The sequence below is a fragment of the Nocardia thraciensis genome, assembly GCF_054782435.1.
In genome coordinates this window covers 1-24,314 of record NZ_BAAGSM010000032.1, presented here as the reverse complement: position 1 = coordinate 24,314, position 24,314 = coordinate 1, and the positions used below count along the sequence as shown (strand labels likewise).

6 protein-coding genes are annotated in these 24,314 nt (G+C 65.9%); 2 read left to right on the top strand and 4 right to left on the bottom strand.

The window, feature by feature from the left end; translation table 11 throughout:
* Window positions 1-409: 409 nt before the first annotated feature.
* Window positions 410-1,846 (bottom strand): hypothetical protein, encoded by a 1,437-nt coding sequence (locus tag ACYVLQ_RS20635; protein WP_460699150.1) that lies wholly within the window; start codon window positions 1,844-1,846, stop codon window positions 410-412.
* Window positions 1,847-2,655: 809 nt separating this feature from the next.
* Here ACYVLQ_RS20635 and ACYVLQ_RS20630 point away from each other — a divergent pair.
* Both ACYVLQ_RS20630 and ACYVLQ_RS20625 read left to right on the top strand, forming a co-directional pair.
* On the top strand, window positions 2,656-3,450 hold the full coding sequence (locus tag ACYVLQ_RS20630; RefSeq protein WP_460699149.1) for a squalene/phytoene synthase family protein: 795 nt from the start codon (window positions 2,656-2,658) through the stop codon (window positions 3,448-3,450).
* 3 nt (window positions 3,451-3,453) lie between these two features.
* On the top strand, window positions 3,454-4,623 hold the full coding sequence (locus ACYVLQ_RS20625) for a terpene synthase family protein (RefSeq protein ID WP_460699148.1): 1,170 nt from the start codon (window positions 3,454-3,456) through the stop codon (window positions 4,621-4,623).
* Between the two features lie 480 nt (window positions 4,624-5,103).
* Here ACYVLQ_RS20625 and ACYVLQ_RS20620 read toward each other — a convergent pair whose 3' ends face one another.
* The 3 genes from ACYVLQ_RS20620 to ACYVLQ_RS20610 are packed head-to-tail and all read right to left on the bottom strand — an operon-like array spanning window position 5,104 to window position 23,830.
* Window positions 5,104-5,487, bottom strand: a complete 384-nt coding sequence (locus tag ACYVLQ_RS20620) for a nuclear transport factor 2 family protein (RefSeq protein WP_460699233.1) — start codon at window positions 5,485-5,487, stop codon at window positions 5,104-5,106.
* Window positions 5,484-15,470 carry an SDR family NAD(P)-dependent oxidoreductase gene (locus ACYVLQ_RS20615; RefSeq protein ID WP_460699147.1) on the bottom strand — a complete coding sequence of 3,329 codons (9,987 nt, stop codon included), beginning with the start codon at window positions 15,468-15,470 and terminating at the stop codon, window positions 5,484-5,486. Before ACYVLQ_RS20615 ends, ACYVLQ_RS20620 begins: the two co-directional genes overlap by 4 nt.
* Complete coding sequence (locus ACYVLQ_RS20610) at window positions 15,470-23,830, bottom strand: SDR family NAD(P)-dependent oxidoreductase (protein WP_460699146.1); 8,361 nt, start codon at window positions 23,828-23,830, stop codon at window positions 15,470-15,472. Before ACYVLQ_RS20610 ends, ACYVLQ_RS20615 begins: the two co-directional genes overlap by 1 nt.
* Between the last annotated feature and the right edge of the window lie 484 nt (window positions 23,831-24,314).

Below are 24,314 nucleotides of genomic sequence, written 5' to 3'. Positions count from 1 at the left end.
GCCCGGTTCAGCAGTCATAATGATCCTCAAGAATCGTACAGCCTGGCCGTCCTATCTGTACACGCACGGAACGCAATATCCCGACCAGACAGCGAACACCATCCGCGACAACTGCCTTCGAGCAACGGGTCCCGGCGGCATTTGACGACCGGCGGCGCTATCGTGTCAGATGCGAGATCGTTCGCTTCGACGAGCCTCTCATCGCGCGCAATTTCGCTGCGGTGCTGCCGCCGACGCCGTGATATTGGATAACGCAGTGACCGTATCCGACCGGATCCGACAACGCCCGTACCCCTCCTCCCGCACCAGCGACGCCAGCACCCCCCCGACCCCAACACCCCAGCCAGCACATGCAGCACCGGATCCTCCTCGACCGGCACGCCGCCGAAAAGCGTTGGGGCGTCGATTGTTATCCGTCGACCCAATCGCCGATGACTCGCGATGGGATGTAGTCCTGGGCATTCCACACGAAGTGGGGGTGTGCGCAGCCGAACATGAACGCCAGCAGTGCCGTGTCCTCTGTCCAGGTGGGCGGCTGGTTGAGCAGGTAGAACAGGTCGGCCCCGACGACACCGGACTCGATCTGGACCGCTTCGGCGCCCGCGCCGCCGTGCAGGCAGGCCGCCGCGGCAGCGAGGTAGGTGCGGCGCAGGATTTGCCAGGCGATGTCGACATTGCCCCGCCACGGGCCGTGCAGGGCTTCGAACGCGGACAGTTCGGTGTGGAACATCGCCGCGAGCTGGGGGAATTCGCCGCGGCATCGGTTCGACAGTCGTGTTGCGGCGCGGCCGAGGCGGTCGGCGATGACCCGGCAACCGATTTCCAGCCCTACTCCGCTGGTCAGCAGGTCGATGCAGGCGTTAGGACGCAGACCGCACAGCGGACAGTCCGGTGAGGACGGCAGAGTGCGGGTAATGCCGTCGAACCACACGGAGTGGCGACCGGCTAGGCCCATCCAGACGATGGTGGCCGGCAGCAGCCAGCTCTCCCACACCAGGCCGTGAGCCTCTGGCATACACCCGTACTTGATCTGCGCGATGGCGCTGGCAGCCAGCATGCTCTTGTGGTGGGTCGACATCTGTGTCAGCCAGAAGTTGCTGATCTCCCCGGTCAGCGCGTCGGCTCGCGGGTCAGCCATATCGTCGAGCACCCGGCACAGCACCAGAGGGGCAAGGTGCTGGGCTTGCCACAGTTCGTTGTCCGGCGCGGCGTGCCAGAACAGGTTGTCCAACAGCTGTAACAGGGTGTAGGAGCCCAGGTCGAGTGGGCTGCGCTGCGATACGGCGGCTCGTCCACTGGTGTGTTCGGACAGCCGGTGCTCGTCGACCGACCGCTTGTACCGGGCGTACAGGCCGACGACGAGTGCGCGAGCCCCGTTGACCCCCTCGTCGACCGACAGCGCGTCTCGGACTTTCCGGGTGGCTGCCGTGGAGTCGAGGTTGGCGATAACTCGCTTGTATTCGGGAAACATCAGAATGTCGTCGTGGTAGCGGAAGCGAAGCGCCGCATTGATGTTGGAGTCGTTCAGCTTCCGTGTCCACACCCAGCCGCCGGTCAGCACACTGTCGAGTTCGCTGGTGTACGGCCAGGTCTTGACGGTCAGCGGTCGTCCCCGGCTCCTGCGCCACCGATAGTCTCCATGTTTGCGCGGCACGGGTGTGGGCAGGTATGCGCACAGCGCGCACGAGCAGTCGCGGTCTCGCCCGGTCGCCTCACCGCAGTCCTCGATCGCATCGGGCCGTGTCGTGCGCCGGCCGATCCACGCGTGTTCCAACAGCTCGCACGCCGACCGGCATATCGCGACATCGGTGGCGACGGCGGGGAATTTCTCCTCAATCCCGGTCAACTCCGCGTCCAATGATCGGAGCCGGATGGCACCGGTCTCATCGAGCCGACAGCCCGGCCCGGAGGTGGTGCTGAGGATATCGTCGAGGCGCAATCGCGTGCATGCGTCACCGACTGGCCGTAGGCGCGTCAGCGCCTGGCTCTCACGGTCTCGATAACCCTCCATCGGAGGCTGCACATGGGTGTGAACAAGATCGCGCAGTCTCGTCACCGGAGTATCGGATTCACCTTTCGAGTTTTGCGCCACGTTGTGTGCCGCGATGGGGAGTTGAGCCAACTTATCCTCCGATAGCCGGACCGGGGTGGACGGATGGCCGTCGATTCCCCGACGACATCTGCCGGACCACGTACACAGGACAGGTTCGGCCTTGTGGTCATCGTGTCGCCCTGCCGAGCCCACTGTGATCTCACCTATTGAGGACATAGCAGGGCGATCCCTGATGGTCCCGAGTATTGCGGGGCACCAGCGGTTGCGGTGCCGCTTGCCTCGCATGATTCCTATGCGCGCCCCGCATGACTCACGCTGACAGCGGGCAACAGAGCAGAGTTAACTAGGGCCAGCGGGTGTTCTTACTTGCTGAAATCTGCTTGCGCGATGTGCTGAAATTTGCTTGCGCGCAACAGGACTCGATACGACTGTGAGCGCTTGAGGTGCCGCCGGAGTGGCCCGCCCCGTAGTCGGTGCGAGTATGCGCCACGTACATGGCCTTCATGCGTTGACTGCGGTGTCGTTACCACGAGTGCAGGGGTGAGAGTTGATACGTCGTCGCTACCCGGCGAGTGCTGTTACCCAATGTCGTGGAGGCATGTATGGCCGCCGCTGTAACCCCCACCTTGGACGAGGCGCTGACCGAGGTACGCCGCTGGTCCACCACCTACTACCGGCCCATTACACAGATGCCGTCGGGGCTGCAGGAGGCGAAGGTCTCGTTCTATCTGCTGTTTCGTGGCATCGACGAGATCGAGGACCACGGCGAGCTCACCGCGCCGGTCAAGGACAGGCTGCTCACCGACGTGTCCTGTGCACTGCAGACCCGCACTATCGACGGCCGTCTCGACACTGCATTCGCGCCGTACCGGCAGATACTGCCGGCCGTGTCGCTGCGGTTGGCCCACTGGTGTGCGCTGGCGCCGCGGTTCATCGCGCCGCGGATCGTGGACGCGGCCATCGCGATGGCCGACCGGATGGCGGTGTGGTCCCGGCACAACTGGCGCATCCGCGATGTGGACGATCTGGACCAATACGCGTTCTCCGTCGCCGGGGTCGTGGCCACGCTGCTGTGCGACATGTGGGCCTGGCACGACGGCACCCAGGTCGACCGCACCGCGATGATGAGCTACGCCCGCGGATGCCAGGCCGCCAACATCGTGGCCGACCAGGCCGTCGATCGCGAACGCGGTGTCGACTTCCGGCCCGCCGGCTGGACCGTCGCCGATCTGCTGGACTACACGCTGACCGAACTGGCCGTCGCCGACGACATGGTCGCCGCACTGCCCGACCCGAGCCCCGCCCGCATCTGGTGCAGCCGCGCCATGGAGATCGCCTGGGCCCAGATCGAGCAGGCCCGCAACGCTCCGGCGGCCGGTATCGAGGCGAAAGGGTAGGACGTGCACGAACCACAGCCGCAAATCGACGCCGAGCCGTTTCGGTTCCCGGCCCGGATCAGCCCGCACCATCGTGAGGTCGAACGGCGCAACGTGGCCTGGCTACGTTCCCGCCGCCTGCTCGACGACCGGCACGCCGACAGATACGCGTCGGTGGGAATCGCCGAGTTCGCGGCACGACTACTACCCGACGCCGAACTCGACGACATCGTGCTGGCCTGCGACACCCTGTATGTGATCGCGCTGTTCGACGATTTCCTCGAGGGCGCTCGCGGACAGGCTATGGCCCGCACGGCAGAAGCGGGCGCCCACCTCGTGGAGGTGCTACACGGCACCCGTCGCGCCGACCCCGGCGTAGCGCACGAAGTCGCCCTCACCGAGGTCTGGGAACGGCAGCGCGCGGACATGAGCCGATCCTTCACCGCACGTGCCGCGGTCAGCTGGGAACACTTCTTCGCCGGCCACCTGGACGAGGCACACGCCCACACCACCGACCCCGAACCGACCGCGGACCGCTACCTGCAACTACGGGCCGACGGCCCGGCGGCCACACGCATCACCGTCGATCTCCTCGAACGATGCAACCGCCTCGACCTGCCCGTCATCGCCTACCACTGCCAGCCCTTCCGCACCCTGCGCTCGGTGACCGGCCAACTCGCCGTCCTCTGCAACGACCTCTACTCCTACACCCAGGACGTCGACCGCGATGAACTCAACATCCTCACCGTCCTCGGCCGGCAGCACGGGTGTGAGCTCCCCGAAACCGCCGCTCTGGCAAGACAAATGCTCAACCGGAAACTGCAGGAACTGTCCCACCTCACCGTCCGGGTCGACGAGCTGGGCACCCACCTGGGCCTACCCACCGCGCAACAGGACCACGTCCACAGATATGCCCGCGGCTGCCTGGATTTCGTCCGAGCCGTCTACGAATGGAGCAAAACCTCCGCCCGCTACCACGGAGACGAGAACCTCCTGTTCGAGGGCAGCCCGCCGACCGGCCACATACGCGGCACAGGACGCGCAGGGCACAGCCGTCGCGATGAGGCAATGCCCGCAGACTACGTGACATTACACAGCAGTGGTTCGGCGATCTCCCAGAGTTGTTCCAGCACAATACATTCAACTCGATCGGCGAACCACGAAACAACGCGACTGATTGTGAAACGGCGTTGATGCGATAGCGAACGACCCCGGCCTGGCGCATCCATTTCGACAGCGTCACCGGATGTACACCGAAATCGGCGGCGATCTGCTCCAGCGTCACCCCGTCCTCACGGTTACGAGCGACCCGGACCACGTCCTCGCGGAACTCCTGCGGATACGGCTTGGGGTACGTGAACATCCTTCCAGGCCCCGAACTCGACGCCCGGTGCGACAACCCGAACACCGAGATCGCCCTGCCCCCGGACGGTGTCGTGCTCGAGCCGGGCCGCCTGTATCTGGCCGCCACGGCGGAAGTGCTGGGCGGCACGGCCTTCGCGCCGATGGCCTCGTTGAAGCTGGAGGCCTCCAGTAGGTCCCGTATCAAGGCTCGGTGGGCGCGTGCCGGTATGGCAGCGAGAAAATGCGTGGGTCTGCTGACCTGCAGCAGATCGGCAACCTCGCGCGACATGTCGCCGGGCCGGAAACTTTGGGGAGACCCACAGCGGGAGGCTATGTGGAAGTGGGTAGTCCTGGCCAGGTTGCCGCGTCGATGTAGGCGTGTTCACGGGCTACCTTGCCATCGACGAGTGTGAAGATCTCGCAGAGCGGGCTCTCCCAGCCGGTTCCGTCTTCGTGCTGTCCGTACAAAACGGCCTCGATGATGACGTCGTCGCCCGAGGTGATGGTTCTGGTGATGCGCATACGCCGGTCCGGGGCGGCGTCGAGGACGCTTTGTTCGACTTCGTGGAATGTCCTGCGGTCTTTGATCTCCAGTAGTCCGGGGCACAGGACGACGAATTCTTCGGTATAAAATTCATCGATCAGTCGATGGATGTCGTTGTTGTAGAGATCCAGCCATTGGTTGATTGTTTGGAGGTTGTTCGCTCGGGTCATCGTATCCACTTTCCTTCCCTATTTTTCGGTTCTGTTCGATCCAGCCAGTCGGCTACGGCACGGGCCGTGCGGTCGGCGTGGTCGGTGGCTGCGGTGAAGTGATTTCCCGGTATCGGTGTCACCGTCTGGTTTTTTCCGTGAATTTCGTCCCAGTATCGGCTGAATTCGTCCCACTCGCTGGTAGTCATGTGCGGGTATGGTTCGTTCGACCGTAGGAATAGGGTAGGAATATCGGTCCGAGGGGGTGACCATTCGACGAAGGTATTCATGTACCAGGCGAAGGCCGTCATGCTGGGGTAACTCTTCGAGGCGAAATCGCCCCAATGTTCCAGCATGCCACGGATGATCGGCTCCATCAGGGCGGAGCGCATGCGTGCGGGGAGGGGATGGTCGATGGCCACGATTCCTGTTGGTGCTCGTCCCATGGTTTCGAGGCGGTGGGCTGTCGCGGCGGTGGGCCAGGCGCCGGAGGAGTATCCGATGAGGATGAAATCGGCGCTGTCGGCGCAGCGGAGGACTGCGTCGGCAAGAATCTCCGCGAGATCCTCCGCGGAGGCTGGAAGCAACTCACCTTCCCGGAATCCGGGTTGCTGAATGACGACCAGTTCACGATGGTCCCGGAATGTGGCAGCAAATCGCGCGTATCCGATACCGCCGATCAGTGGCGCGAACGTGTCGATGCAGATGAGTTTCGGAGCGGTATCGCCGTGGGAGAATCGGATCGGATCCGGCGGCGTCGGTCGGTCGCTGGTATCGGCGACCGTTCTTCGTAGTCGGGCTGCGGCGAGCAGGACGTCTAATCCTGCCATGGCATGCCCGTTCATGACCGCTCGTTCGAACTGGCCGCCCAAGTTGTCGGTCACATGGCCGTGTAGCTCGGGTGTCGCGGTGTCGGTATTCGCTGCGGTGTCGAGGTGATGAGCCAGCGCCTGTGGTGTGGGGTGCTCGAACACTGCGGCGGCGGTCAGCGGCAACCCTGTTCTGGAAGCCAGCTCTGTTCGCAGTTCGGTGAGGGTCAGTGACGTACCGCCGAGCTCGGTGAAGGTCTGCTCCGGCCCGATCTCGTCCGCGGACGAGTGACCCAGAACGGCGGCGGCGCAACTGCGGACGATGTCGAGGAGTCGCTGGTGCCGCGCCGGGCCCGGTGTTTCCATCAGCCGCTGGCAGGCGGACGGGGGCGCGATGACGCCGCTTTCCTGCGGGTCGGTGCTGGTTTGCCTCGTGTGCGTGTCGAGGTTAGGAGCCGGTGAGGACGGTGCGGCCGCGCGGCCGGGCCAGAAACGGCGTCGCTGGAACGGATAGATGGGCAGGTCGACAACCTTTGGGTGGCCGTCGGCGAATACCGTCTTCCAGTCCACGCTGACACCCCGAACATGGGCGAGGCTCACCGCCGTCAGCAAGTCGGACGCCTCGTTCTCGTTGCCCCGTTGGCCTGCGGCGAAGACGGCCTCATCCGGGAATCCTTCTCGACCCAGCACGGCGAGTACGGCGTCGGGGCCGAGTTCGAGGAATGTCGCGACATCATTGGCACGCGCTGTCGCGACGGCGGCGGCGAATCGGACGGTGCCACGCAATTGCTGTGCCCAGTATTCGGGGCTGGCGATAGCGTCGGGCTCGGCGATTTCGCCGGTGAGGCCGGAGACAATCGGGATGACGGGTCGTTTGAACGTCAGTGAAGCGATCGCGGCGCGCAATTGGTCAGCGGCGTCGGCCATGAGCGGGGAATGGGAGGCGCGACTGACCCGCAGGTGCGCCGTTCTTCGACCACGGGTTCGGAATTGGCGTGCGATCGCCGCGACGGCGCCGTGCGCTCCTGATATCACTGTAGAGCGTGGGGAATTGACCGCTGCGACGTCTGCCAGGCTTTCCTGGCCGGAGATAGCTGCTCGTGCTTCGTCTTCGGTCGCCTCTACTGCGATCATCGCGGCGTCGGGGTCGGTCCGGGCCAGGCATCGGCAGCGTGCGGCTACCAACGCAGCGGCGTCGGGCAGTGACAACATGCCTGCGGCGTGCGCGCCGGCGACCTCACCGATCGAATGCCCGATGATGAAATCGGGTCGGATACCCCAGTACTCCAGCAACCGGAACATAGCCACCTCGAAGGCGAACATGGCGGCTTGGGCATAAACGATCGAGTTTATGAGGTCGCTGTCGCATGGCCCGAGGACTACTTCACGGATACCGTGCGCTGCCAGTTCATCGCCGAGCCGGCTATCGAGTTCGGCGCACGCGGCATCGAAGGCTCCGGCGAACACCGGATAGTGCTCGTACAGTCCTCGGCCCATTCCCTGCCGCTGGCTGCCCTGCCCAGTGAACATGAACGCCAGGGGCCGTCTCGACGCCATGCCGGTCACGACATGGGCGGCCGGCAGGTCCGTCGCGACGGCGTCGAGTCCCGACAACAATTGCTCCCGATCACGGGTGACCACGACGGCCCGGTGCTGCAGCGTCGATCGTGTCGTCGCCAGCGAGTACGCGATGTCCATAACGTTGGTGTCAGGTGTTCGGCGCACGTGGTCGGCGAGAGCTGAGGCGATCGATTGCAGAGCCTGGTTCGTCCGGCCGGAGAGAAGGCACGCGACCGGTGCCGGGGTAGCCGCCGAGGGGGAATCCTTGTCCTCGGGGTCGCGATCGTGCGGGGCGGGTGGTGCCTGTTCGAGTATCAGGTGTGCATTGGTACCGCTGACACCGAAGGAGGAGACCGCGGCGCGCCGGACGGTCCTTGTCGCGGACCAGGGCTGCGGGCGTGTCAGGAGAGCGACACCTCTGCCCGACCAATCGACATGGTCGGATGGTGGGTCCGCGTGCAGGGTCGGCGGCAGTACGCCGTGCCGCATCGCCTGCAGCATCTTGATGGCTCCCGCCACGCCGGCTGCGGCTTGGGTGTGGCCGAGATTGGATTTGACAGAACCCAGCCACAGCGGCCGCGTCGCGGGACGGTCGGTCCCGTAGATCGAGATGAGGGCGTGTGCCTCGATCGGGTCACCGAGCACGGTCCCGGTGCCGTGGGCCTCCACCGCGTCGATGTCGGCGGGCGACAGCCGGGCGTCGGCGAGTGCCTGCTGGATGACGCGCTCTTGAGCGGGGCCGTTCGGTGCCGTGAGCCCATTGCTCGCGCCGTCCTGGTTCGTTGCCGACCCACGGATCAGCCCGAGGACGCGCCGGTCATCGCGACGCGCATCGTCGAGGCGTGCGAGCAGCACCAGACCTGCGCCCTCCGACCACCCGGTCCCGTCGGCGGCGGCACCGAAGGCCTTGCATCGGCCGTCCCCGGCCAGCCCGCCCAAGCGTGCGAACTCGCGGAAGGCGGCCGGTGTGGACATCACCGTCGCGCCCCCGGCCAGCGCCAGTGAGCATTCTCCGGCGCGGAGTGCTCTGCATGCGAGATGGATCGCGACCAGCGACGACGAGCAGGCCGTATCAACTGTCATCGCCGGACCCTCCAGTCCGAACGTGTAAGCGATGCGCCCGGAGGCCACACTCGGTGAGGTACCGGTCAGGACGAAGCCGCGGAGATCGTCGGCATCAGCGAGAAGCATGGGGTAGTCCGGTAGCCCCATCCCGACGAACACACCGGTCGTGCTTCCCCGTACTGCTAGTGGGGCGATCCGTGCCTGCTCGAAGGTGCTCCACGCGGTCTCCAGCAACAGCCGTTGCTGCGGATCCATCGCGAGCGCCTCACGCGGCGAGATACCGAATAGTTCGGCATCGAATCCGGTGGCGTCGGGGAGGAACCCGCCGGCTCGCGGAGTGACGGGCACCGCCCCAACGTCGGTGTGCCGATTTCCGAGGTCCCATCCGCGGTCTGCGGGAAAGTCGCTGACCACTTCGTCGCCGTTGGCCACGAGCTGCCACAAGTCGTCGGGTGACTCGATACCGCCCGGATACCTACAGCCCATTCCGATGACGGCGATGGGCTCGTCGTCGGAGGTCGCAACCGTCACCGGTGGTGCTGGTGTTGCTGTTGCGGGCTGTTCGGGCGGCGGCTGCTCACGATCGGAGGCATCGCCGCTTCTCGTGGCCGCCAGGTGGCGTGCCAGGGCGGCAGGCGTGGGATAGTCGAACACGAGCGTGCTGGGCAACTCCAGCCGGAGCTCGTCGCTGAGGGCGTTGCGAAATTCGACTGCCGACAGCGAGTCGAAACCCAGGTCGTCGAAAGTCCGTTGTTCATCGATGTCGACCGTGGACCGGTGGCCGAGTACGACAGCGATGTGTGAGCGGATCAACTCCGAGAGAGCCGAGGTCTGCTCTGTCGGCGACTGCCCAGGCGACTTCTGGGTCGGCGTGGGTGCTCCGGAAGAGGCTGTGCGGTTGTCCGTGGGTGGTCCGGCGACGGCGCGAGGGCGGGCGATTCCAGGCCGGCGCCGGTGAACACTCGTGCGGGTCGTTCGCCCAGCGACGATGTGCGGAGCGTCGTATTCCAGGGCGGCGTCGAACAGTGCGAGCCCTTCAGCGTCGGACATCGGCGCGTACCCGGATCGGGCGATCCGCGCGGTGTCCTGCTCGGTCAGCCGACCCCCCATTGCGCTGGTGTGGGCCCAGAGACCCCAGGCGATCGAGACGGCGGGGAGATGCCGGGCACGGCGGTGAACGGCCAGTGCGTCCAGGAATGCGTTGGCGGCCGCGTAGTTCGCCTGCCCAGGGGCGCCGGTCGATGCTGCCGCCGACGAGAACAGCACGAATGCCGACAGGTCGCAGCTCATGGTCGCTTCGTGCAGGTTCAACGCCGCGTCGGCCTTGGCGCGCAGTACCCGCCGCAGTCCGTCGGGACTCAGTGAGGTCAGGGTTCCGTCCTCGAGGACGCCGGCGGCATGAACGACGGCGGTCACCGGGTGTGTGGCGGGTATTTCGGCCAGCGCTGATCCCAACTGGGCGCGATCCGCGGCATCGCATGCGGTAATGCGGACGTCAGCGCCCGCCGCGGCCAGTTCCTGGCGCAGGGCGGGTGCGCCGGGAGCCCGCATGCCGCGGCGGCTCAGCAGGACCAGGTGTCGCACCCCATGCGAGGTGATCAGATGGCGAGCGAGTAGACCGCCCAAGCCTCCGGTGCCGCCGGTGACAACCACGGTTCCGTGCTCGTCGAGGGATGTGGGAAGGGTGAGCGCGAGTTTGCCGATGTGCTTGGCCTGCGACATGTGCCGGAATGTCTCGTGCGAGCGTCGGATGGGCCAAGTTGTCACCCGCGGCAGGCGCAGGACTCTCTGATCGAACAGCGCCATGAGGTCGGCGAGGATCTGCCGGATGCGGTCCGGCTCGGCATCGGCCAGGTCGAACGCTCGGTAGTCCACGCCGGGACGGTCGCGGGCAACGTCGGCGGACTGCCGCACATCGGTTTTGCCGAGTTCGAGAAAATGCCCGCCGCGGGGGAGCAGGTCCAGCGAGGCGTCGACGAAGTCTGCGGTCAAGGAGTTGAGAACGACATCCACGCCCTGCCCGGCGGTGGCGGTCGCGAACTGTTCCCGGAAATCGAGGGTGCGCGAGGAGGCGATACGGTCGTCGCCGAAGCCCCATTCGCGCAGGATTTCCCACTTGACCGGACTGGCGGTGGCATACACCTCGGCGCCGAGGTGAGCGGCCAACTGCACCGCGGCTGTTCCGACTCCGCCGGTCGCGGCGTGCACGAGAACTCGCTGACCAGGCCGTACGGCTGCCAGGTCGACCAGACCGTAGTAGGCGGTCATGTAGACGACGGGAACGGCGGCGGCCTCGGCGTAGGTCCACGCATCCGGAATTTTCGCGACCATGCGGTGGTCGGTCACTCCCACGGGACCGAACGCGCGGGGGATCAGACCGAATACCCTGTCCCCCGGCGCGAGGTCACGAACTCGAGCGCCTACCTCGGTGACGACGCCGGCGGCTTCGCTTCCCATCTCGGCGTCGGGTCCGATCATGCCCAAGGCGGTCATGACGTCACGAAAATTCATTCCGGCAACGCGCACTTCGACTCTGATCTGGTTGTCGCCGAGATCGGACCGGGCGCCTGGGTGCGGCAGTAACCGCAGACTGTCGATGGTGCCCGGCCGGGTGGTGTCGAGCCGCCACTGCGGTGCGTCGGCGGGGACGGGCAGCAGATCGTCACTGCTGCATCTGTCCAGTCGTGGTATTCGGAGATCACCGCGCCGGATCGCGATCTGTTCGTGCTCGCCGGTCAGTGCGGCCGGGAGACTGCGGACGGAATCCTCATGGTTGTCGAGATCCACGAGTACGAACCGCCCCGGATGCTCGGCTCGAGCTGAGCGCACCATTCCCCAGATCGGCGCATGCACCAGATCCGGCGACTCATCGGTGTCGACGGTCACCGCACCATGGGTGAGAACGACGAGCCGCAGGTGTTGCTGCCGGCTGTGGCCGATCCACGACTGCAGCAACTCGAGGACCGCAGCGGCCTCGTCCTGCACGAGTTCCGCGACGTCGGCCACGCTGTCTGCGATTCGGGGCAGGTCGACGATCACGACGTCGGGTGCGGCGGTGTCTGATGCGGCGGAGGTCGCGAGTTCCGTTGCCGCGGCACAGAATTCGACCTGATGACCCAGCGTCCGGAGTATCTCTGCGAGCCGGGGGGTGTGGTCGCCCGCCAGTACCCAGCGCCGGGCGAACACGGATTCGTCGACGGCTTCCCGTATCGGGTCCCACCGCAGCCGATACATGGCCGCGGTGTCCGTATCCGTTGCTTCTGCACCGGTGGGATGGAGTGCCGCCGGGTCGGCTGGACGCACGGACAATGTGTCGACCGACAGGACCGGCACCGCGTGCTGGTCAGTCGTGTCTAGCCGGAATTTTTGTTCTCCGAGGCGCGTCAGCCGGGCCCGCAATGTGGTGGTCCGGATTGTGGTGCGGGTCAGGCCGTTCCAGGCGAACGGTAAATGTGCGATGGAAACCGGTCCGCTCACTCCGATCAGTTGCAGGGCCGCGTCGAGGACGGCGGGATGGATTCCGAACGACTGTGCGTGGCCGCGATCATCTTCGGGCAGTGTGATTTCGGCGAACAGGGTGTCGTCGCAGCGCCAAGCGGCAAGAATGCCGCGGAACAGCGGACCGTATTCACATCCTTGACCGGCCAGGGTGGCGTAGATCTGTTCGACATCCTCCGGCTGTGTTTCCGGCGGCGGCCAGGCCACTGCCCAGTCGGCGGGGGACGGCTGATCCGGATCGGAGGTGCCGGAGCCGAGGACGCCGCTGGCGTGGCGGGTCCAGGGCGGGGTGTCGGCTCCAGAGGTCGTCCGGGCGTGGACGCTCACGGGGCGTTGACCGGTTTCCGCGGGGCCGCCGACCACGATTTGTAGTTCGATCTCATCGTCATTGGGAAGAATCAATGGCTTGTGCAGGGTCAGTTCCGCGACCATGGAACTTCCCACTCGCCGCGCGGCATCGGTCACGAGATCGATGTAGGCCGTGGCCGGTAACAGCGGCACGCCGTGGATTGTGTGGCCGGCCAGCCAGGGGCTGGTTCGCAGGGAGACATGGCCGGTCAAGACCCGGGTGTCGTCCGTAGGGAGGTCTATGACCGTGTCGATCCAAGGATGGCCGGTGTCGATGGCTCGGCTGTGGCCACTGGGTGGCAGGCCGGGCGCCCAATACCGTTTCCGTTGAAATGCGTAGGTTGGCAGTTCGAGGCGTCGAGCGGGCTCGATGACGCGCCGCCAGTCGATGTCGACTCCACATGTGTACGCTTCGGCGGCTGCTGCGAGAAAACTCGGGATGCCGTCTTCTGCCTGTCGTTTCGACATGTCGACGACGGATGCGTCGTGACCGGCACTGGCGGCGGTCTGCGCTATCTCGCCGGACAGGACCGGGCACGGCGAGCATTCGATGAAGGTATCGAAGCCCCCGTCCAGGTATCGTGCGATCGCCGCGTCGAAATCATTTGAACGATCGGTCTCGGCTTCGTCGGCGCCGCATCGGTCATCTGCCGTAATGTCTTGTGCGCCTCGAGCGATCGATGTCTCGCCGGAGATACAAGCGGCCGCGATCGCACCGCGACGATAGCCGATGACGCCCGCCGGGTGTACTCCGCAGGCTTGCCACAGCCGCGCCAGCGACACTGTCACTGCCCATGCGAGCGGTCGGTTGACTCGGGGCTCGGCAGCGCCCGGTGCCTCGTGGTGTCCGCGCAGGATCGCTCCGAGCCGCCAGCCGGTGTGCTCGACCAGGGCTTCCTCGCATTCGGTGATGGATTCAGCGAATACCGGCGAGTCGTCGAGCAACTCGACGACCGCCCGTGTCCACGCCGGCGTGTCATCGGGCCGGAACTGTTCGGGGAACACGAAAACCGGGCCGTCGCCGTGCCGCACCGTCCCGGTCACCACTCCTGCGGCCTCGTTCCCGGCGCTCAGTGCGTCCAGTCTTGTTGCGAAGTCGTCGGACAGGGTGCCGAACACGACGGCGCGGTGGTCGAGGTGCTCTCGGGTGGTGGCAAGGGATATCGCGACCTCGCCCGGGTGCCTTCGCACATCGGACGCCATCCAGTCTCGGACTCGTGCCGCTTGTGCGCGCAACGCGGCACGGGTGTGGCCGGAGACGGTCCATGGGACTATCTGTCGGCCGGATTCGCGGTGGGTAAAGGCGATCGGCTGGTCGGAGTCGGCTGTACGTGGTGCCGGTTCGTGGCTGGGTGGTGGCTCTTCAACGATCACATGGGCGTTGGTGCCACTGATGCCGAATGCCGATATGCCTGCTCGGCGGCTCGGGCCACGGTCCCACGGCTGGGGCTCGGTGAGTAACGATATCCCTGACGACCAGTCGACATGCGCCGAGGGCGGATCGGCGTGGAGCGTCGGTGGCAGCACTCCCTGCCGCATCGCCTCGACCATTTTGATCAGCCCCGCAACACCTGCCGCAGCTTGCGTGTGTCCGATGTTCGACTTCACCGATCCCAGCCACAGCGGATTCGCAGCGGTTCGGCCCTGTCCGTACACCGATATCAGCGCTTGTGCCTCGATGGGATCTCCCAGGGCCGTTCCGGTGCCGTGCGCCTCTACAGCATCGATATCGCCCGGCGACAGCCCGGCATCGGCCAGCGCCTGTCGGATCACCCGTTCTTGGGACGGGCCGTGCGGGGCGGTGAGTCCGTTGCTCGCCCCGTCCTGGTTCACCGCAGAACCCCGGATCAGGCCCACCACGGGCCATCCTGCCCGGCGCGCGTCGCTCCAGCGGGCCAGCAGGATCAGGGCTGCGCCCTCCGCCCAACCTGTGCCGTCCGCACTCGCGCCGAACGCTTTACAACGCCCGTCCGCGGCTAACCCGCCCAGCCGGGCGAAATCCACGAACGATCCCGGGGTCGCCATCACCGTCGCCCCACCGGCCAGCGCCAGCGTGCACTCCTGCGCACGCAGGGCGTGACAGGCCGAATGCACAGCCACCAGCGACGACGAGCACGCCGTATCGATCGTCACCGCCGGGCCTTCGAACCCAAATGTGTAGGCGATACGGCCCGATGCCACGCTTGGTGAGATACCGGTCAGTACATAGCCGCCGACGTCCACCTCCTCGGAGGAACGCGGGTCGTAGTCCTGATAGCAGATCCCGGCGAAGACTCCTGTCGCCGAGCCGCGCAGCGACGCCGGCATGATGCCTGCTCGTTCGAACACCTCCCACGATGTTTCCAGCAGCAGCCGCTGCTGTGGGTCCATCGCCAGCGCCTCGCGCGGCGAGACACCGAACAGGTCCGCGTCGAATTCAGCTGCGTCGCAGAGGAATCCGCCTTCGCGTGTGGTCACCTTTCCGATGCCGTCGCGGCCACGGAGCGCGTCGAAATCCCAGCCGCGATCGGTGGGAAACTGCGAAATGGTGTCTTGGCGGCCACTGACGACCTGCCACAGGTCCTCCGGTGACTGCACCCCGCCCGGAAATCTGCAGGCCATGCTGATGATCGCGATGGGCTCCCGAGACCGGTCCAGCAGTCGCTGGTTCTCGTGTTCGAGGCGCTGTCGATCCTTGAGCGCCATGCGAAGCGCGTCGACGAGCTGATCATGTGAATCCGACATCACATGTCCCTTTCTTCGAATGCCGGCCCGGTCGGCGGCGTGGGGTCCTCGCCGAGCGCCAGGCGCACGAGATCGTCGGTATCCATCGTGTCGATCCCACGGTGATCCCCAGCAATGTCCGATTCTGGTCGTGCCAGTTCCGGTTCCGACGCGGGGCACAACTGGTTCCGCACATGTATGGCCAGGTCGGCAGGGGTGGGGTGGTCGAAGACCGTCGATGCCGGCAACTGCAGCCCGGTGGCCGTGTTGAGCCGATCGCACAGCTCGACAGCAGCCGGTGAATCCAGGCCGAGCTCCCGGAAGGTCACATCGAGGCGAATCGCTCCGATATCTGGGTGGCCGAGAGCCGCAGCCGTTTGGCGCCGCACCAGATCCCGGACTGTGCGTTGCTGTCCCGGTTCGGACAACCGCTCGAAACCCGGCGGCAACGTCGGCGGTGCAGAAGGCGAGGGGACCTCCCTCGTACGGGTGTCGCGTGCCGCCGGGAGTTCATCGATCGACCGAGTGGGGCGGATCGCTGCCCGAAGTCCCGCGAAGCGGTGCCAGTCGATATTCGCGACGACTGCCGATGTCTCGTGGTGATCAAGGGTGCGCTGGAGCGCGTCGAGCGCGGATTCTGGTGGCATCGGGATCCATCCCGCCCGGTCCAATCCGACCCGGACAGTGGGATAGGCGCTGATACCGGCACCGTCCCACGGACCCCAGGCCACTGCCGTGGCGGGCATTCCGTGTGCGCGGCGGGCCGCGGCGAACGCATCCAGGAAGCTGTTTGCCGCCGCGTAGGCGCCGTATCCGGATCCACCCCAGACGCCGGTGATCGACGAAAACAATACGAACGTGGACACATTCCGATCTCGGGTCAGGTCGTGTAGGTGAAGTGCGCCGTGCACCTTGGGGCGCAGATTTCGCGCGAGGTCGGTGGCGGTGAGCGAATCGAGAGCACACTCTTCGGCCAGTCCAGCAGCATGCACGATAGTGGTGAGCGGCGGCTCGGAGGGGATCGAGTCCAACAGAGCGGCCAGGGCCGCACGGTCGGCGACGTCGCATGCGGCGAACGTGACTGCGACGCCGAGCCGGCCGAGTTCTTCTTTCAATTCGGCGGCCTGCGCCGCGTTACCACCGTGGCGGCTTACCAGCACCAGATGCTCGGCGCCGCGGCCTGCCAGCCACCGGGCCGTCGCGGAACCGAGCGCGCCGGTACCGCCGGTGACCAGCGCGGTTCCCCGAATATCCCAGGTGCCGTCGTCGTCACGATCGTCATCGACGGGCAGCAACCGCCGGACGAAGATGCCATCCGGGCGGATTGCCCACTCATCGTCACCGGCGGTGCCCGATACGACGGCGAGGAGGTCCCCGATATCGTGTTCATCGAGTGATGGCGTCACGTCGACGAGGCCACCCCACCGGCGCGGCCATTCCAGCGCGGCGGTTCGGCCGAGCCCCCATACCTGAGCTTGAAGGGGGTCCTCGGCACCGTACGTGCCGGCCGGTACGGCCCCTCTGGTGACGCACCAGACCGGAGCAGCGATCTCTGCGTCGCCGAGCGCTTGCAGCGTCGTCAGCGTCGACACCGCAGGTGCCGATGGGTCCCCCGGCGAGTCGGCGTTGTCGGCCATCGATAGCAGCGACAGCACGGTCGCCGGTTCCGGATGCGTGGCGGCCACCGCGGTCAGTCGTTCGGCGATGGCGGCCCGGTCCTCGTCCTGCCGGATTGCCAGTTCGACGGTTTGTACACCGTGGGCCCTCAGCCCGCTGCGGCAGACTCGGATGAGATCGTGGTTGTTGCCGCATTCAGCAGGGCGCAATAGCAGCGTGGGACCTGCCGGAGGTGGCGCGGGTTCGACGGTTGATGGCCGCCATTCCACGCGGTATTGCTGGCCGGTCGCAGTTTTGGCATTCCCGCTCGGTTGATGCGGGGACCATTGGCCGAATATCCTCGACCAGTCTGGGCTGTGACCGTCGACGGTGGCCTGAGCCAGTGCGGTGAGCAATGTTTGTGGTTCGGGCAGGTTACGGCGTAACACCGGTACTGCCAATGGCGTCGGTTTCCTGCACTCGCGAACCAGCGCGGTCAGGACACCGTCGGGCCCGAGTTCGAGGTAGCGGGTGGCCCCGAGTTGGTGCAGGGTCTCGATGCCGGCCCGGAATCGGACGGTCCGGCGAACGTGGCGGACCCAGTACTGCGGGGTATCGATGTCGCCGGTGACGGCCAGTTCACCCGTCACGTTGGATACCAGGGGAATCTGCGGTGGCGTGTAGTGAAGTTCGGCGGCGATCCGCTCGAACTCGGTCAGTATCGGGTCGATGTGCGCCGAATGCATGGCAAGAGGTACCGGTAACCGCCGCGGCTTGTGGTCGGCGAGTTCTTCGGCGAGACGGGTGATCTCGTCGTCGTCGCCGGACAACACGACGGCGTCCGGGCCGTTGACCGCCGCGACATCGATACGGTGTTCCCGTCCCGCCAGCAATGGGGGCAGCGAATCCTCCGGCACCCGGACCGCCAGCATCGCGCCGCCCGTGGGAAGCGCGTGCATGAGTCGGCCGCGACCGAGCACCAGGCGGCACGCGTCCGGCAGTGCGAAGACCCCCGCGATGTGCGCAGCGGCGATCTCGCCCAGCGAGTGCCCGATAAGAAACTGCGGGTGCAACTCCCAGGCCAGCAGGAGACGGCACAGAGCGACCTCGAGGGCGAACAATGCGGGTTGTGTGTATGTCTGCTGCTCGAGCAGTGCCGCATGGGGGCCGGCAGAGTCGGCGAATACGACGTCTCGCAGTGGCACATCCAGTTCAGGATCGAACTGCGCGCAAATGTCGTCGAATATCCGGGCGAAGTCCGGGAATTCGTCGTAAAGTTCGCGTCCCATTCCGGTGCGGTGTGAGCCTTGGCCGGAGAACAGGAACGCGGTCGCTCCCTCGACTGCGACACCGCGGATGATTCCGGGCGTTGAAGCACCCGATCGCAGGGCTTGCAGGTCGTGGATGAAGTCCGAGTGTGCCTGTCCGAGTATTACGGCACGATGCCTGCGTGGTTGTGTGGTGGCGAGGCGATGTCCGGTCCGCACGGCGTCGAACGAGGTAGCCCGGTCGGTTTCGGAAAGAAGCTCGCCGCAGCGTCGCTGTAGCTCGTGCTGGTCTTCACCGGTCAACAACCACGGGACCACCGATGCGGCGGCAACCTGGTCGGCTGTTTCCGACGCGTCGGGTAGCCAGTGGCGTGTTCGCCGATACGGGCAGGAGGGAAGCGGCACGCGCTCGGCGTGCTCTCGCGGAAGTTCGGCGTCCCAGTCGATGTCGGTGCCGTCGATCCAGCGTTGCGCCAGGTCCGCGAGGCCGCGTTCGTGCTCCGATCGGGGCGTCGCATCATTCGATCCCCCGATGATGATCTGGCCGGCTGCGGGCGTGGTGGCGAGATGGTCGAGCGCGGGGAGCAGTTCGGTGGTGTCGGCCGCGATGACAGCCGCACGTCTCGCCCGGGGATCGCGGCCGGATCTCAGCGTGTAAGCGATGTCGCGGAGTGCGTAGGAATGCTCCCGCAGTCGGTGTCGGAGCCTGCGCGCGTACCGGCTCAGCAAGGCTTCGTTCGGTGCGGAGATGACGAACAGGTGCGGCTGTTCGGTGTCGATGGCGTGAAGCGGGGCACCCGGGGGTGGTACGAATTCTTCGACCACGAAGTGCGTGTTGGCTCCGCCGGCGCCGAAGGAACTCAAACCGGCCCGGCGGGGATGGCTGTCAGGGAATGGCAGGGGCCGGTCCGGGACGAAGAAGGGAGTACTGGCGAAGTCGATGTCCGGGTTGGCGCGACGAGCATACAGAGAGGGGGCGATCATCCCGTGCTCGAACTGCAGCAGCACCTTGCTGAGACCAGCGATCGCCGCGGCCGATTCGAGATGTCCGATGTTGGTCTTGACGCTTCCGACCGCGCACCGGTGCGTCGTGGGATCCGTCGGGGCGAATGCGTCGGCGAGGCCGTGGATTTCGATGGGGTCGCCGAGGGGAGTCCCCGTTCCGTGCGCTTCCACGTAGCCGATGGTGTCGGGCGGACACCCGGCATGTGCCAGCGCATCGCGGACCAGCGCGGCTTGCGCTGCTGGATTGGGCACCGTGAACCCGTTGGTCCGGCCACCGGAATTCGTCTTCCAGCCGCGAATGACACCGCGGACGGTGTCCCCGTCGGCCAACGCCGTGCTCAGTCGCTTGAGGACGACCGCGCCGACGCCCTCGCCCAGCACGATGCCGTCGGCGCCGACGCCGAAGGCACGGCAGCGGCCGCGCGGCGACAACATGCCCATCCGCGTGTATTGGACGAAACGAGCCGGATGCACCAGGAGGTTGACCCCGCCGGCGACCGCCATCGGTACGGTGCCGGCTCGGACAGCCTCGCACGCCAGTGCCAGGGCTGTGCCGGAGCTCGAACAGGCGGTGTCCACCGCCATGCTCGGTCCGGTGAGGTCCAAAAAGTACGACACCCGGTTGGCCACCTGATAGTGCTCGGCATACGGATGCGACGCCGTGCCGACGAGCGCGCCGGAATTCAGGTATGTGCCGTAGTCGTGCGCCATGACGCCGACGTAGACACCGCTGCGCCGGTCGACGCTGCGCCGGCTGTATCCGGCGTTCTGCACCGCTTCATAGGCAACTTCGAGAAACAACCGTTGTTGGGGGTCCATCTGGTCGGCCTCGCGAGGTGAGATCTCGAAGGTCTCCGGGTCGAACCGGTCGATCTCCGTCAGCAGTCCCGCCCAGCGCGAATTCGTCTGATGCGCTTGGGGGTTGCGGGCGTAGAAGCGGGCGTGCTGCCAGCGTTCGGGCGGGAGGGTCGTCACCGCGCTGCGCCCCTCGCTCAGGACCGGCCACAGGTCCTCGACGGTGGCTGCCCCGGGATATCGGCCCGCGATGCCTACGATGGCTATCGGGTCGTCGGCGGCGGCGGGAGTTTCGGCAGGTACGAGCGGCCGGCGGGGTTGGGCATGTTTTCCGGCGAGAGTTTGCGCGGCCGCGCCGATGGTTGTGTTGTCGAACAGTACGGTCTTCGGGACCGGACCGATCTTCTCGATGAGCTGAGCGGTTGCTTCTGCGATCGCCAGCGACGAGTGCAGCACATCACCGAGCCGGGTATCGGCGGTGAGTTGCTGGGCGGGCACCGATCCGACGACCGCCAGCACTTCGCGAAGAGCCTGCAGTGTCGCGTCGTCGTCTGGCGCCGGCGACGGATCCTCCTGCGCGGTGGAGGTTTTCGTGGTTTCCGCGACCGCCGTGCGATAGACGACCAGGCCGCCGGTGGTAGTGTGTTCGATCGCGTCGATCGCTGCCGCGAACTCCCGCGCGGGCTGGTTTCGCGCGGTGCGGCGGACCTGCAAATCGATGTGCGTCAGGCGTAGTTCATGTGCACGCCGGTGGAGGGCGGCGAGGACTTGACCCTCGACACCGCGGCCGAGAACGCGGCAACTCAGAGCCATCGAGGTGACGACCAACGAGTCCCCGTCAGGGTGGGCAAGAATCATACCGGTCAGCCCGTAGTCACCGAACCGGTCGCGAACCTCGACCGCCAGCACCGTGGCGCCGGCCTCTCGGTGGTCCCGCAATTCTTGTTCGGCGTAACGTCGTCCGGTTAACGTGAATTGATTTGTGCGGACGCTCAACTGTGCGAGGCGGGCGATGTCGGGCTCGTCGGCATCTCGAACCGTCACGCGAAGATCCAGTCCGGCAAGGAAACTCTCCAACGACATGGTCTCCTGGCGGTAAGCGGCGCGTCGAGCTTCGTCGCGGTACATTGCCACCCGGCGCCGATCCTCGGAGGTCACCTTCATTCGATCGAAGGCCCACAGATCGTCGACGAAGCCGGGCAGACGAGACTCGTCGGCAGGCACGGTCAGCGCTAGGACCTCGGGCAGTGCTGCTCGCACCGCTGCGACTTCCACCTCGTTGTCGTCCACGAACACGAAACTGTCCAGGTGCAGATTCAGCTCGGTGGCCAAGGACCGCAAGTTTTCCGGCTTGGGCAGCCAGTTCACGCGCCATCCGACGACCGAATCCGCGTCGAGTGGCATATCAGCCCGATCGAACACCGCGCGTACATCGGCCAGTTCGTTCTTACTGCACACGCACACGAGCACGCCTTCGGCAGCCCAACTCGCGATCCGTCGCTGCAAATACATGTGGCCGGGGCCGATGGTCACGCCGTCGACGCCGTCTTCGCCGACCGCCCCCTGCCACAGTGTGTGGTCGGCGTCGACCACCATGACCTTGCGTGGTGTGTACGCCAGGGCGTGGATCGCGCGTGCTGCGGCGGTGCCCAGCAGGTCGACCACATCAGGGGAGTACGGAATTCCGGCCAGCTCGTCGCGGATCGGATCGTAATCTCCGGCGACCCGGTAGCTTCCGTACCACGATTCCCCCGTGAGAACGTGAACTCCGCTGATCTCCATCAGTCTTTCGACCGCATGGCTGGTCGCGTCCTCGATGTTGCGCGCCCGCTCAGCTGACACTGTTGTTCGAGGTGACGGGGGGCAGATCTGGATAAGCAGCGGCGGGCGATCGCCATCGTGTCGCTGAAACTGTGCGACCGCATCGCAGAAGTCGTCGGTTTCGCGTCGCGACGATGCGGGCTTGTCATCGGCGAGCCAATCCTCGACTCGAAGCAGGATCCAGTTGATACCGCGCCGGTTGACAGCCAGCACGCTGGTCGCGTCCAGAAGCGTCTGGATAACCTGACCATAAGGCGCGAAAGCCGGTTGAATATCAGTGCCGTCGAGGCTCAGCAGTTTTTCGCGGGCGACTTCGGCGACGGTGTCGGCGGTAAAGGTCGCAGCAACGGCTACCCGTCGCAGCGCGTCGGTGAATGTATCGACGATGGCGACTTCGCCGTGGGCGCATGGGGCCTCGATCCATTCCATGATTGCCGCAGCGACCGATTCGGGCCGCAGCGCGCTGGTGGCGTCCGAGGCTGCACTTGTGAGAGCAGTCTGCATTCGTGGCGGTCTGACAACCAGATACCCGGCCTCGGGCCGCTCGATCGCAGCCGACCGGACCAGACCCTCGACCGCGGCTTTGGCTGCCGTGTAGTGGGCCCATCCTGCCACCGGATCTGTGATGGCACTGGATGACACGGCGATGATCCGTCCGGCACGATCAGCGACCATGTCCAGCAAAGCGGCCAAGGGCGCTTGAGCGAGCGCGACAGCGCGGCTGACATAGTCGGTGGCCCGATCAGTGGCACACGCGGCCAACGGCAGCAGAGGGGGAGGTTCGACAGCGTTGAGCACCAGCACGTCAAGGCCTCCGTGCTCCCTCCGGATCCGCTCGGCCGCACTGTCACTCCACTCCGGATCAGCGGCGTCGCCGGGCAGCAGTTCGACCCGTTCGGCACCGTCGCCCAATGCCGAACGCATGCGTTCTGCGGCCGGCGTGCTGTAGCGATACCCGACATAGACGACGAATCCGCGACTGGCCAAGGCGTGCACGGCAGCCGCGCCCAGTCCTCGGCTGCCCCCGACCACCAAAGCCACCTTGTTTCCGACGACGGGCCCCGTGCCGTTCAGCTGGGCAGTCATCGTCACCGACGGAGCATCGATCTCGTCGTGGCGTACACGGGCCTGCAGCCGAATGTGTGCTCGGGTACGGCCGAACTCTGCGATGCTGGCTAGGCGGACCATCCGGAAAGTCGCATCCACCCCGGCGCATTCGGCACGCCCGCGGAACACAGGCACCGACCGCCCGCCGTGTACATCGAAGTCGATGTCGATCCCCGCCAGCAACGCCGATCGTCCCGGCAGTTCCATTCCGACCAGGTAACTGCACCAACCCAGCGCGGCGAGTTCCGCCGCGCCGAGCCCGCGAGAGCGGAGATCCCAACGCGCACCGAGCTCGTCGAGTTTCGGATGTCCGGAAGGGAAATCGACCGCGCATCGCCACCCGGTCGTGATCTCGGCCAGTGGAACCACGGCGGCTTGTGCACGAGGTGCGCCGATGTCGCTCACGTCTTCCGGTTCGCCTGCCACCGGTTCCTGGCCTCCGTTGTCTGCAACGGTGGCGGCGTAATACACCACGGCAGTGAGCAACACACGACGTCCGTCCCGAACCTGTATGGTGGCTCGGTCGCCGTCGTCCCGCAGTGTTGTCTCATACTGCTGATCGGGGTTCATGCTGCCGTCGAAACGGCACTCCAAGCGACGAATTCGATGGGGACCTGCCGGCAATGTTGCGAGCGCCGCGAGCAAGACCAGCACCCCGTGCGCTATCGGGCGGCCGAAGGGGGTTGCGTGCGCGTAGGCAGGATCGCAGTGCAGTGGATTGCGGTCGCCGCTGGCTTCGGCGAACAGCGCGACGTCAGCGCTACTGACCGCGATGGTGGTGCTGCACACAGTGAATCATCACCTCTCCTCGGGCCCGCCCCCCTGATCCGGAGATCGAAACCGCACCAGCGCACGGGCGCCCTACTCCGCGGTTACGGGGCCGTCCGTAGGGCCGGCCACGTGGTCGCAGCTGAATCCCCTGCTGTGCCGAAAGAGTGGGGACCTGGGCCGGCTCTACACCGTGGGGAAGATATGTCGCGGCGTCGGAGAAGGAAGCCGAGACACGAAGGGATCGAAGCCGGTTGTAAACAGCATTGGACAAGCACTCGATACACGGAATCTCTTTCGGCGCATCATTGTTATGCCGACGTCGCATATCGACGAAGGTTGCTCCGGTGCGATCGACCGCAGACAGCACCATGGTCGGTGAACAGCCCGTCGGCGGCGGTCGAACGAGGTGTCAACTCCGGTCGAACCCTGGATCTGGCATGTCGGCTGCCAGCCTGAAGGGACCACCGGTTTGCCATGAGCATGGGACCGGGTTGCGTCCGGT